The 12,158-nt window shown below is 72.3% G+C and carries 10 protein-coding genes; 4 read left to right on the forward strand and 6 right to left on the reverse strand.

The annotated features are described in order from the left end of the window. Positions 1-4: 4 nt before the first annotated feature. From ACGFNU_RS18060 to ACGFNU_RS18070, 3 genes are read right to left on the reverse strand one after another with little or no spacing between them, the layout of a single operon-like run. Complete coding sequence (locus tag ACGFNU_RS18060; protein ID WP_392594858.1) at positions 5-466, reverse strand: peroxiredoxin; 462 nt, start codon at positions 464-466, stop codon at positions 5-7. A gap of 10 nt (positions 467-476) precedes the next feature. Then, a complete protein-coding gene (locus ACGFNU_RS18065) occupies positions 477-1,133 on the reverse strand; it encodes a histone deacetylase (protein WP_392594860.1) in 657 nt (218 codons plus the stop codon). 4 nt (positions 1,134-1,137) lie between these two features. Beyond that, complete coding sequence (locus tag ACGFNU_RS18070; RefSeq protein WP_392594862.1) at positions 1,138-2,385, reverse strand: serpin family protein; 1,248 nt, start codon at positions 2,383-2,385, stop codon at positions 1,138-1,140. A 214-nt stretch (positions 2,386-2,599) separates the two neighbouring features. Between ACGFNU_RS18070 and ACGFNU_RS18075 the strand changes: the two genes are divergently transcribed. Together ACGFNU_RS18075 and ACGFNU_RS18080 are read left to right on the forward strand one after the other, a co-directional pair. After that, complete coding sequence (locus tag ACGFNU_RS18075) at positions 2,600-3,802, forward strand: glycosyltransferase (protein ID WP_392594864.1); 1,203 nt, start codon at positions 2,600-2,602, stop codon at positions 3,800-3,802. Further along, a complete protein-coding gene (locus tag ACGFNU_RS18080; RefSeq protein WP_392594865.1) occupies positions 3,772-6,762 on the forward strand; it encodes an AAA family ATPase in 2,991 nt (996 codons plus the stop codon). Before ACGFNU_RS18075 ends, ACGFNU_RS18080 begins: the two co-directional genes overlap by 31 nt. 9 nt (positions 6,763-6,771) lie before the next feature. Here ACGFNU_RS18080 and ACGFNU_RS18085 read toward each other — a convergent pair whose 3' ends face one another. The 3 genes from ACGFNU_RS18085 to ACGFNU_RS18095 form a co-directional block, all read right to left on the reverse strand. Next, positions 6,772-6,987, reverse strand: a complete 216-nt coding sequence (locus tag ACGFNU_RS18085) for an EF-hand domain-containing protein (protein ID WP_392594867.1) — start codon at positions 6,985-6,987, stop codon at positions 6,772-6,774. A 79-nt stretch (positions 6,988-7,066) separates the two neighbouring features. After that, a complete protein-coding gene (locus tag ACGFNU_RS18090) occupies positions 7,067-8,134 on the reverse strand; it encodes a dihydrodipicolinate reductase (protein ID WP_392594869.1) in 1,068 nt (355 codons plus the stop codon). Further along, positions 8,131-8,943: an SDR family oxidoreductase gene (locus ACGFNU_RS18095; RefSeq protein ID WP_392594871.1), complete on the reverse strand. Its 813-nt coding sequence runs from the start codon at positions 8,941-8,943 to the stop codon at positions 8,131-8,133. The genes ACGFNU_RS18090 and ACGFNU_RS18095 overlap by 4 nt, the downstream gene beginning before the upstream one ends. 338 nt (positions 8,944-9,281) lie before the next feature. Between ACGFNU_RS18095 and lanKC the strand changes: the two genes are divergently transcribed. After that, positions 9,282-11,957: a class III lanthionine synthetase LanKC gene (lanKC, locus tag ACGFNU_RS18100; RefSeq protein ID WP_392594873.1), complete on the forward strand. Its 2,676-nt coding sequence runs from the start codon at positions 9,282-9,284 to the stop codon at positions 11,955-11,957. 5 nt (positions 11,958-11,962) lie between these two features. Continuing rightward, positions 11,963-12,094 carry a SapB/AmfS family lanthipeptide gene (locus ACGFNU_RS18105; RefSeq protein WP_392594874.1) on the forward strand — a complete coding sequence of 44 codons (132 nt, stop codon included), beginning with the start codon at positions 11,963-11,965 and terminating at the stop codon, positions 12,092-12,094. The last annotated feature ends 64 nt before the right edge of the window (positions 12,095-12,158 follow it).

The following is a 12,158-nucleotide window of genomic DNA, read 5'->3' on the forward strand; positions in this document are numbered from 1 at the left end:
AGCCCTAGGCGGGGGTGCCGCGGCGGCGCAGGGCCTCCAGGGCCTTGTCCGCGTGCGCGTTCATCCGGATCTCGCTCTTGACGACCTCGAGCACCCGGCGGTCGGTGTCGATGACGAACGTCTGGCGCTTGGTCGGCGCCAGCGCGATGCCGCGCTTGACCCCGAACAGGGCCCGGACGGCGCCGTCGGCGTCCGACAGGAGCGGGTAGCCGAAGCTGTGCTTGTCGGCGAACTCCTTCTGCTTGCCGACCGAGTCGGCGCTGATCCCGACCGGGTGCGCCCCGAGCGCGGCCAGCTCCGTCTTGAGATCGCGGAAGTGGCAGGCCTCCGCGGTGCATCCCGCGGTCATGGCGGCCGGGTAGAAGAAGAGCACCACCGGGCCCTGCTCCAGCAGGCCGCTCAGCGTGCGCGGCGTGCCGGTCTCGTCGGGGAGTTCGAAGTCGTCAACCACGTCACCGGCCTTCATGCCGATGAAGTTATCCCATAGGTCCGCTTCCGGGGCCGTGACGACCGTCACCCAGCAGCGCGGCGATCTGTTCGTCCGACCAGGCGCCCCGCGCTCCGGGGCGTTCGGCGAGGTAGGCGGCGGTGCGCCCGGCGGGCCAGCCGTGCGCCTCGCGCAGGCCGTGGCCGAGCATGGTCAGGTACGGGGCGGTGGGCGCGTTCAGCTCGGCGCGGTCGGCTCCGTGGGGCGAGGTGAACGTGAGCATCGGGTGCCCGCCGGCGGCGCCCACGTGCACCACCGTCTCGTACCGGCCGGGGCCGAGCCGGTGCCGTCCGCCGGACGCCAGTACCTCGGCCAGGTCGAGGTCCTCCCCCACTTCACGGCGCATCTCCTGCGACACGACGTCGCAGAACTGCTGCCTGGTCAGCAGGTAGGCGCGGGCGGCGGCACGGCCGGGAAGCTCGGGATCGTAGAAGGCCATGCCGCCGCCCCACGTCAGCGAGGTCAGCGCGAAGTAGATCCCGCCGGACAGGGTGACGGGCCGCTCGGCGCGGGCCGGGCGGGTGTCACGGCAGCCGGTGTAGTGCCGTGCGCCGCCCTCCGGACGGCCGCCCCTCAGGTAACACGCGAACCGCTCGCGGAACAGGTTCGAGCCGTACGCCACGTACCAGAGGAGATCGTCGTCCACCCGCTCAGGACTCCTTCGAAGGATCGGCGACCCGGGCCAGGAAGAGCGGCTCGCCCGTCCTGGTGTCGCGGACGAGCATCAGGTAGGGCCTGTCGAACACGACCTTCGTCTTGGGCCGCGGCGCCGCCGAGGTGACGCCGATCCCGGTCCCGGTGGCCGCGGCGGCCTCGGTGCCCTTCTCGTCGACGAGCAGCGTCGCGGCGTGCCGGACGAACTGGATCTTCTTGGCGTCCGGCGAGATGCCGGTGAGGTCCGCCTGGTCGCCGAACGCGACGCCCATGCCGAGGCCGGTCAGCAGCGGCTTCATGTCGGCCTTGGACTTCAGCTTCGCCTTGGGCAGGCGCAGCTCGACCTGCGCCGGCTTGAGGGCCCCGGTGACCTGCCCGAGCGTCTCGGCGTCCAGGTCGGGGCAGCCGCCCTTGGCGGCGTCGGGCAGCAGGGCGGTCATGCTCAGCCGGCCGCCGGTGTACGGGAGGTCGACGGCCGTCCATCCCTTCGTCCGGGCGTAGCCGAAGGTGCCTCCCCGGCTCATCATGTCGGTGTCGGCCTTCTTGCCCGCGGCGGTCGTGAACGGCCCGGGCGCGGTGTCGGAGCTCTTGAACGGCGTCGCCCACGTCGCCTTGAGGTAGACGGCGTCGGTGAGCACCCAGCCGGTGTCCTTGGTCACGGTGCCGCCGGGCAGCAGGTCGGGGATCTGGCCGCCGGTGGCGTCCTTGATCGCGCCGTTGATCGTCTTGCGGGCGCCCTCGGGGTCACCGGTGATGTCCAGCAGTCTCAGCCCGGCGTCGTAGGCCGTGGCGACCTTGTCGAGATAGGCCTGGCCCGGCTTGAACCGCTGGTCCGACCACACCTGGTCGGTGGTCCTGAACGTCACGTCCTTGCCGCCGACGCCCTTCAGCGCCCGATCGCGGGCGTGCAGGCCCGCTACCGGGTCGCCGGCCGGGAGCGCCAGCGCCCGCGCCATCGCGGTGGCGGTCCGGCCCCGGGCGCCCAGCTGGACCATGCCCAGCCCGCTGGCCAGGCTGCTCGGCGACAGGACGACGTTGGCGGCGGAGTCCTCGCCGCACCAGGCCTTCAGCAGCGCGAGGCCGAACGCCGAGTCGGCGGCGGCATAGGGGCGGGGATCGGCGGCCGGCACCTTGGCGACCGCACCTCGGAGGGTGCCCGTCTCCTTGCTCTCCGAGGCGCACGCGGCGGTCAGAGACAGGGCGGCGACGCACCCCAGTGCTGTGCTCGTACGCAGAAGACCCATGGACGTCCGACGGCCGATCGCACGTTCCGGTTCCCATCTCAGCGGAACTTTTTCCTCCAGATCACCCCAAGAAGGTTTTGTGCACCCCATTTTCGGTTACACAATGGATCGAGCGGGTGTCTAAGACGACGACACCTCCTGGTTGCCCCTGCGCATATCCGGAGGTCGTGTCGTGTCTCGCCCCCTGAACATAGCCCTTGTCTCCGCTTCCACCATGGAAAGCGACGACGTCCAGTCGGTCCACGTCCGGGAACTCGCCCGCGCCCTGGGCCGCCCGACGCCGGACGGGCAGGCCGACCGCCAGGTCACGTTGCACACCCGCCGCCATGACGAGGCGGCGCGCACCCGGACCCGGCTCAGCCCCGGTGCGACCCTGAGCCATCTGGAGGCCGGGCCCGCCCGCCCGCTCTCCGACGACGAGTTGCTGCCGCATGTGAACGAGCTGGCCTCGGGCCTGCACCGGCGCTGGTCCACCGCGCAGGGCAAGCCCGACCTGGTGCACGCCCACGGCTGGATCGCCGGGCTGGCCGCCGTCACCGCCGCGCGCGACCTCGACGTCCCGATCGTGCAGAGCTATCACGGCCTGGGCATGGCCGAGCGGAAGGCCGGCAAGGCCGTGCACCCGGCCCGGATCCGCATGGAGACGGCGATCGGCCGCGGCGCCGACGCGGTCCTGGCCGGCTGCGTCGACGAGGCCGAGAAGCTCGTCCGGATGGGCATCCCGCGCACCCGGATCGGCATCACCCCCTACGGCGTGGACGGCGAGCAGTTCAGCCAGCTGGGCCCGGCGCTGCCGCGCGGCGACCTGGACCGCCTGGTGGTCCTGTCCACCGACCTCGAGGACGGCGGCGTCGCCACCGCGATCCGCTCCCTCGTGCACATCCCGAACGCCGAGCTCGCCATCACCGGCGGCCCCGCCCGCGAGGAACTGGAGGGCGACGTCGCGGTGCACCGGCTGCGGCTGCTGGCCAAGGAGCTCGGGGTCGACGATCGCGTGATCTTCCTCGGCGGGATGCCCCGCAAGACGCTGCCGCGCCTGCTGCGCACCGCCAAGCTGGCGCTGTGCCTGTCGCCGTACGGCACCTCGCCGCTCGCGCCGCTCGAGGCGATGGCGTGCGGCGTGCCCGTCATCGCCACCCCGGTCGGCGGCAGCGCCGACAGCGTGCTGGACGGGATCACCGGGCTGCACGTGCCGCCGGGACGCCCCACCGCGATCGGCCGGGCCGTCCGCCTGCTGCTCTCGGAGGAGACCACCCTGGCCGGGTACTCGATCGCCGCGGCCGACCGGGCGCACTCCCGGTACTCCTGGGACCGCATCGCCGCCGAGACGGCGCGCGCCTACACGAAGATCGTGGAAAGGTGCCACCCGGTGGAATACTCGGACGAGTGGGAGACCGCGGAGACCAGCACGACCTGATCGGACGGCGGACCGAGCTCGGTGAGCTCACCGGCGCGCTCGACCGCGCCGCCGGCGGCCAGGCGGGCGTCGTCCTCGTCAGCGGCGACGCGGGAGTCGGCAAGAGCCGCCTGGTGACCGAGCTCGCCGCCACCGCCCGCCGGCGGGGGGCCGCCGTCCTGATCGGCCTCTGTGCCGAGCTCGGCGAGGGCATGCCGTACCTGCCGCTCACCGACGCCCTGTGGACCGCCGCCCGCGACCCGCTCTCCTCCCCCGCCGAACGCCAGGCCCTCCGTGACGCGCTCGACAGCCGGCCGGTGCTCGCCCGCCTCCTCCCCGACGGCGGCGGGCAGCCGGCCGGCACCGCGCCGGACGTGGCCCAGCAGCAGCTGTTCGGCGCCACGCTGGGCCTGCTGGGCGAGCTCTCCGCCGACCGGCCCGTGCTGCTGGTCCTGGAAGACCTCCACTGGGCCGATCCCTCGACGCGCAACCTGCTCACGTTCCTCAGCCGCGTCCTGCAGCGGGAGCGGGTGTGCCTGGTCGGCACCTACCGCTCGGACGACCTGCACCGGCGCCACCCGCTCCGCCCCGTCGTGGCCGAGCTGCTGCGGCTGCCGAACGTGACGGGGATCGAGCTGCATCCCTTCGGTCCCGAAGAGACCGCCGACTATCTGGCCACGCTCGGCGGATCACCGGGCGGGCCCCGGTTGTCCGCCGACATCGCCCGCCGGGTCTACGACCGTTCCGAGGGCAATCCCTTCTACGCCGCCGAGCTCTTCGCGGCCGCCCAGACGGGCGACGACCTTCCGGCCGGTCTCGCCGATCTCCTGCTGTCACGGCTGGAGCGGCTGTCGGAGGAGGCCCAGGAGGTCGTCCGGGTCGCCGCGGTCGCCGGCCGCCGGCGGGTGGCCGACGAGCGGGTCCGGCAGGTCTCGGGACTGGACGAGGCGGCCGCCGGGCGGGCGCTGCGCGAGATCGTGTCGCACCGCCTGCTCGTCCCGGACGGCCCCGACGGCTACGCCTTCCGGCACGCCCTGCTGCGCGAGGCCGCCCTGACCGACCTCCTGCCGGGCGAGGCGACCCGGCTGCACGCCGCGTTCGCCGTCCTGCTCGCCCGCGACGCCGCCGCCGGACGGCGCGGTGCCGCGGCCGAGCTCGCCCATCACAGCCTCCAGGCCCACGACCTGCCCGGCGCGTTCGCCGCGTCGGTGCGGGCGGGTCAGGAGGCCGAGGAACTGGGCGCTCCGGCCGAGGCACACGAGCACTATGACCGGGCGTTGTCGTTGTGGGACACGGTCCCGGATCCCGAGGCGGCCGCCGGGATGAACCGGATCGAGCTCTCCCTGAGCGCCGTCCGCGCGTCCGGACGCTCCGGCGACATCCGCCTGGCGGTCTCGCGGCTGCGGCGGCTCGCGGAGCTGGTCGATCCGGCCGACGTGCGGATGCGCTCGGTCGTGCACGACAACCTCTCGTACTACCTCGGCGACATGGACGAGGACGACGAGTCGATGGCGGTGGCCCGCGCCGCCCTCGACCTTCTCCCGGCGGATCCGCCGACCCCGGAACGTGCCTCCCTCCTGGCCACCTACGTGCGCACGATGCTCTTCAAGGAGCAGCACTCGGAGATCCCCGAGGTCGCCCGGGAGGCCATCGACATGGCGCGCGCCACCGGCGCCGCCGACGCGGAGGCCAGCGCGCTGACCTCCCTCGGCCTCTACCGGGAGTCCCGGGAGCCGACGTCCGACCTCGCCGAGCTGTTCGTCCAGGCCCGCGACCTGGCGATCGGCGCCGGCAACCTCCAGGTGGCCCTGCGCTCCGCGTTCCACATCGCCCGGACCAGGTTCGACCGCGGCGACCTGGCCGGGGCCCGCGAGGCGGCCGACGAGGGCGTGCGGTTCACCTTCGACAAGGGCCTCGGCTGGAGCAAGTACGGGACGGTGCTGCGAAGCCTGCAGTTCCTGATCCACTACACCGCCGGCGACTGGGACCGGGCGCAGGAGCTCGTGGCCGGGTTCGGCGTCCGGGTGGGGCGGTCGACCGAGGCGGAGGTCTCCTCGTACGCGCTGTTCCTGGAGGTGGCGCGCGGCAGCGACACGGTCGGGGAGCGGCTGCGCTGGCTGGAGCCGCTCTGGGACGACGAGTGGCTGGTCGGCTACATCGCGCGCGGGCTCGCGGCCGAGCACGCCCTGTGGCACGGCGACACCGGCACCGCCCTCGATCACGTGGCGGGCGCCCTGCGCCACATGGATCCGTTCGACACCCCCAACATCCGGGTCGCGGCCACGGCCGTCTCCGCCCACGCCGACCGGGCCGTCAACGCCCGGGCCGCCGGGGACGACGAGGCCGTCCGGACCGCCGTCGCAGGGGCCGACACGTTCCTGGAGCTGGCCAGGAACTCGGCCACCAGAACGCCTGACGGCCAGGACCGGGTCTGGCTCGGTGTGGAGGGCCACGCCTGGCTCGCGCGGGCCGAGGCCGAACGGGCCCGCGCGTACGGCGACAACGACCCCGAGCTGTGGCGGAACGTCGTGAAGGCGTTCGACTACGGATTCGTGTACGAGGTGGCACGGTCACGATGGCGCTTGGCCGAGGCGCTGGCCGAGGCCGGTGAGCGCGAGGAGGCCGCGTCCGAGTGGGGGCCGGCCGTCCGGGACGCCGAGCGGCTCGGCGCGGCGCCCCTGCTGCGGGCGCTCGGCGACCTGGGCACGCGCGCCCGGCTCGGATCGGCCGCCCCGCCCGCGGACCGTGACGCCCCCGCCGCGGGCCGGTCCGGCCCGTTCGACGCGCTGACCGCACGGGAAAGCGAGGTGCTGCGGCTCGTCGCCGAGGGACGGAACAACCGGGAGATCGCGGCCGCGCTGTTCATCTCGCCGAAGACCGCGAGCGTCCACGTCTCCAACATCCTCGCCAAGCTCGGCGTGGCGAGCCGCACGCAGGCCGCCGCCGTCGCCCACCGCGAGGGCCTGTCCGGCAGCGGCTGAGCGGCCTCGCTACTTGTCCCAGGCGACGAGGAACTCCGCGAGCGAGATGCGCCCGTCCACGTCGCCGTCGCGGTCGTCCGCGGCCTTGAAGATCGAGTCGAGCTCGGCGGTGGTGATCTCCTCGCCGCGCGCGTTCAGGGCGGCGGCGAACTCCTCGCGGGTGATGTAGCCGTCACCGTCGCGGTCGAACTCCTTGAACGTGGTGGTCGGGTCGAGATCGGCCATGACGGCCCCCTTCAATGCGTACTTAGCGGACAAAGCAGCATCGAAGCAGATCTTGCGCGGCCGGAGGCCCGATTCCGCCCTACCGCAGCAGGCCGCGACCGGGAGTGAGTGGAAGGTCGAGCGCGGTGAGCAGGCCCACCGGGGCCTGGACGACGGCGGGCACCGCGTTCACCAGCCGCATCGCGGTGGCCTTGAGCCCGGCGGTGTTGTGGTCGCCGTCGGTGCCGAGCAACTGCAGGTCGAGGGTGTAGTTCGGCTCGCCGCTGACCACCACGCGGTAACAACCGGCACCCGCGGGCTGCGGCCAGTCGGGCGCGAGGTCGTCGCGCAGCCGGGTCACGTGCTCGAGGACGATGACCGGGCGACCGCCGAGCATGCCGCGCACCTCGAAGCGCAGCGCGGCGGCGGTGCCCTTCTCGATGGTGCCGGAGGCGACCTGGAAGGTCTCGGGTGCGGGCAACCGCACGTGGTGCTCCTCGACCGCGTCCAGCTCCACGCCGAGCCCGGCGGCGAGCTGGCGGACGACGCTGCCCCACGCCATCGTCAGCACGCCCGGCTGCAGCAGCATCGGCACGTCGTCGAGCGCCCCTCCGAAGCCCATGATGTCGAAGAGCACCGTGCCCTGGTCGTACGTGGCGTAGTTGAGGATCTCCAGGCAGCGGACCTCCTCGACGCGTTCGCTGATGCCGGTGAGCACGAGCGGCAGCACGTCGTTGGCGAAACCGGGGTCGATGCCGTTCACGAAGATCGAGGCGTTGCCCTCGGCGGCGGCGTCGCGGACGGGCTGCGACATCTCCGGCGGCACCACGCCCTCGGGGAACTGCAGGAACACCGGGCTGCTGGACACCACGTTCACACCGGACCGCAGGATCCGGCAGAGGTCGTCGATGGCCTCCATGATCCGGACGTCGGCCATGGCCGTGTAGACGACGCAGTCGGGCCGCAGCCCGAGCACCTCGTCCTCGTCACCGGAGGCGGCCACGCCGAGCGAACGGCCGAGGCCCGCGAGCTCCCCGGCGTCCTTGCCGACCTTGGCGGGATTGGACACCCAGACCCCGGCGAGGTCGAGCTCGGGATGGGCGTCGATCCCCGCCAGCGCGTGGCGTCCGACGTTGCCGGTGCTCCATTGCACCACCCGGTAGGTCACAGGTCCTCCAGTCCGAGGTCGAGGTTGGGCCGGTCGATGCCGCCGTCGACCTCCAGGACCGAGCCGGTGACGTAGGCGCCGGCGGGCGAGGCGAGGTAGAGCACGGCGGCCGCCACGTCCTCGGGGTCGCCGACGCGGCGCAGCGGCGTGTTGCCCTCCATCTGCGTGCGGAGGTCGTCGTTGGTCATGACGATGTCGAGCGCGGAGGTGGCCACCGAGCCGACCGCGATCGCGTTGACGCGGATCCTCGGCGCCAGGTCGAGCGCGGCCAGCCGCGTGTAGTGGGCGAACGCCGCCTTGGCGCTCCCGTACGCGAGGAAGCCGCGGCCCGCGACACGGCCCATCACCGAGGAGATGTTGACGACCGCCCCGCCGTGGCCCCCCGAGGCGGCTTCGCCACTCGATTTGAGCAGGTGCGGCACCGCGGCCCGCGTGAGCGCGTGCGCGATGCCGACGTTGAACTGGAACGCGTTCTCGAGATGTTCGGGCGTCGTGTCGAGGAACCCGCGGGGCATGGTGCCACCCACGTTGTTGACCACGATGTCGAGCCGCCCGAACTCCCGGGCCGCCCGGTCGGCCAGCCCCGCCGCGGCGTCGAGATCGGACAGGTCGGCGGGCACCACCAGCGCCCGCCGCCCGGCGGCCTCGATCTCCGCGGCCACCTTGGCCAGCTGTTCTTCGGTGCGGGCGGAGACGACGACGTCCGCGCCGGCCTGCGCGAGGGCCACCGCGCTCGCCGCGCCGATACCGCGGCCGGCGCCGGTGACGACGGCGACCCTTCCCTCGACTCGGAACCGATCCAGGATCACAGGCGCCACCTCCGGGCCGCTCGGCTGCCCGGCCAGCCTGGCACTAAATAGAACGTGTTGCAATATGCCGCCGCCGTCCTGACCGCCGTCCCGAAGGGGCGCCGAGGCTCCCCGGTGGCGGACACCGGCCGGGACACCGGTCCCGGATCACCCCGGGACACCGGTCCCGAAGGCGACGGGACCAGACCATCCCTGCTGGCGGCATAGCCCACCGTGTCATTTGTGAAGAACACACCTGACCAATCGTGAAGGACGCACGGGCAACAGTTGAAAATCCGACTAGTCCTTTCCTGGAGTATCGGAAATTCTCCTTTATGCAGCGACGCGGGAGGAACTCGATGGACCAGTACGAGCCCTATTGCCTGGCCGACCGGCTTTTTTATGACAAGCTCGGCGAGGACCAGACGCAGGCCTCGGACTTCTCCCTCGTCCGCCGCGAGGTGCCGGCGGACTGGATCCGCATCGAGACCGACACCTGGATGTACTACGGTCCCGCCGACGGCGAGCCCCTGCCGCCCCAGGGCTGGAAGATCCACATTTCCGCCCGCCTGGACGACGCCGAGCGGGCCCTGGATGTGCTCTGGGACTACTGCATGCCCCGCGGAATAGCCTTTAAGTATCTGCGGGGACAGTCATCGCTCGTCATGTACAACGCGAAGACCGCATCGCGATCGTCCAGTGGCAAACTGGCAACAATTTACCCGCGGGACGTCGCCGAACTGGAACTGGTCCTGAAAGAGCTGGACGAGGCTCTCCGCGGTGTGGAGGGCCCGTACATCCTCAGCGATCTGCGCTACGGGCAGGGTCCCCTCTACGTCCGCTACGGCGGTTTCAGCGAGCGCAAGGTCCTCGGCGCGAACGGCGAACTGGTGCTCGCCCTCGAGGACGGGGAAGGCCGGCTGGTCCCGGACGTCCGCGGCGCGACGTTCAGCGTCCCCGCGTGGACGACCCTCCCCTCCTTCCTCGAACCGCATCTCGCCGCCCGCAACGCCGTCACGACCACCGACCTGCCCTACCAGGTCGAGACCGTCCTGCACTTCTCCAACGGCGGCGGCGTCTACCTGGCGCGCGACAAGCGTTCGGACGAGCGCGTGGTGCTCAAGGAGGCCCGCCCGCACGCCGGCCTCGACGCCGCCGGCCGGGACGCCGTGACCCGGCTCAAGCACGAGCGCGACATCCTCGAACGGCTCGCCGGGCTGGAGGCGGTGCCCGCGCTGCACGACTACTTCACCCTCGGCGACCACCACTTCGTCGTCCAGGAGTTCATCGACGGCAACCCGTTGCAGCGGATGCTCGTCCAGCGCTACCCGCTGACCCGGGCCACGTGCACCGAGGAGACGCTCGCCGAGTACACCGAGTGGGCGGTCGGCATGCTGGAGCGCGTCGAGGCGGCGGTCGGCTCGCTGCACGGGCGCGGTGTGGTCTTCGGCGACATCCACCCCAACAACATCCTCGTGACCGCGGACGACCGGCTGGCCCTGATCGACTTCGAGGTGGCGACGCTGGCCTCCGACGAGGCCCGCTCCGCGCTGGCCAACCCGGCCTTCGCGCCGCCGCGCGACCGGACGGGAGTGGCGGCGGACCACTACTCCCTCGCGTGCCTGCGGATGGGCCTGTTCGCCCCGCAGACGACGATCATGCTGATGATGCACCGGCAGAAGATCACACAGCTCGCCGGGCTGATCCGGCGGACCTTCCCGGTGCCCGCCAAGATGATCGACGAGGCGCGCGAGCTCATTCTCGGCGAGGAGCCGGAGGACGACGGCGGTGCCATGCGCGACCTGCCGCTGCCCGGTGCCGCGCCCTGGCCGGACGTACGGGACGCACTGCGCCGCGCCATCCTTTCCGGCGCGACCCCCGAACGTGACGACCGGCTGTTCCCCGGTGACGTCGCCCAGTTCCGGCCGGGTGGCGGCATCAACATCGCGACCGGCGCGGCAGGTGTCCTGTACGCGCTGTCCGAGACCGGACCCGAGCGCTTCCCCGCGTACGAGGACTGGCTGAGCGAGCGCGCGCTGAAGCCCGCGTCCGGGACGAGCCTGGGCTTCTACGACGGGCTGCACGGCGTGGCGTACGTCCTGGAGCGGCTCGGCCGGCGCCAGGAGGCCCTCGACGTCCTCGACATCACCCTCCAGGAGAAGTGGGAGATCCTCGGCCCCAGCCTCAACAGCGGCCTGTCCGGCCTGGGCCTGAATCTGCTGCACCTCAGCGAGAGCACGGGCGAGGCCGGCCTGCGCGAGGTCGCCGACAAGATCGTCGACATCTGCGCCGAGCGGCTCGGCGGTCCCGAGGACGTGCCGGAGATCAGTGGCGGCGACAACCCGCGCGCGGGCCTCCTCCACGGCTCCAGCGGCCCGGCGCTGCTCTTCATGCACGCGTACGAGCGGACCGGTGACGCGGCATTGCTGGACAAGGCCGCCGACGCCCTGCGCCAGGACATACGCCGCTGTATCCGGCCACAGGACGGCTCGTTGCAGGTCAACCAGGGCTGGCGTTACCTGCCGTACCTGGAAGAGGGCTCGGTCGGGCTCGGCCTGGCCGTGGCGCGCTACCTCGGCCACCGACCCGAGGACGACCAGTTCGCGCAGGACCTCGCCGACCTCCGCCTCATCGCCCGATCCGGCTACTTCGTCCTGCCGGGGCTCTTCAACGGCCGCGCCGGCATCATCGCCGCGCTCGCCATGGGCCTGCGACACGGCGAAGAGGGCCCCGATCCCCTGCTGCCGACGCAGATCGAGGGTCTGCAATGGCACGCCATGCCGTACGGCGGTGGCCTGGCCTACCCGGGCGACCAGCTGCTGCGGCTCTCCCTGGACTTCGCCACCGGCACGGCCGGAGTCCTGTTCGCGCTCCAAGCCGCCACGAACGCCGCCATGAACGCGGCGTCAGACGCGGGGCGCGTGTTCCTCCCCTTCATCAGCCCGCCCGGCGGCGCACAGGTCCTGGCCAAGGTGCCTGAGCGCGACGAAACGCCGGAACGGGACGACACCCGCGACCGACGGAAGGAGGTGTAACACACATGGCGCTTCTCGACCTGCAGGGTCTTCAGGCACCCACGGCATCCGACGTGGCGAGCGGTGGCAGCACGCTGACGCTTCTCACGTGCCACTCCGGGCACCCGAGCAACCTGAGCGCGGCTCTCTGCCACTGAGTGGATTAAGGGCGGCGAAACCCTGGGCGGCCGAGCTCGACCGGCCGCCCAGGGACCGTCGTCT

It is taken from the genome of Spirillospora sp. NPDC048911 (genome assembly GCF_043198015.1).
Lineage (GTDB): Bacteria > Actinomycetota > Actinomycetes > Streptosporangiales > Streptosporangiaceae > Spirillospora.

Bases quoted from the DNA above. Each gene is read 5' to 3' on its own strand.
- ACGFNU_RS18060 (WP_392594858.1), bottom strand. From the start codon at position 466: ATGAAGGCCGGTGACGTGGTTGACGACTTCGAACTCCCCGACGAGACC.
- ACGFNU_RS18070 (WP_392594862.1), bottom strand. From the start codon at position 2,385: ATGGGTCTTCTGCGTACGAGCACAGCACTGGGGTGCGTCGCCGCCCTG.
- ACGFNU_RS18075 (WP_392594864.1), top strand. From the start codon at position 2,600: ATGGAAAGCGACGACGTCCAGTCGGTCCACGTCCGGGAACTCGCCCGC.
- ACGFNU_RS18085 (WP_392594867.1), bottom strand. From the start codon at position 6,987: ATGGCCGATCTCGACCCGACCACCACGTTCAAGGAGTTCGACCGCGAC.
- lanKC (WP_392594873.1), top strand. From the start codon at position 9,282: ATGGACCAGTACGAGCCCTATTGCCTGGCCGACCGGCTTTTTTATGAC.
- ACGFNU_RS18105 (WP_392594874.1), top strand. From the start codon at position 11,963: ATGGCGCTTCTCGACCTGCAGGGTCTTCAGGCACCCACGGCATCCGAC.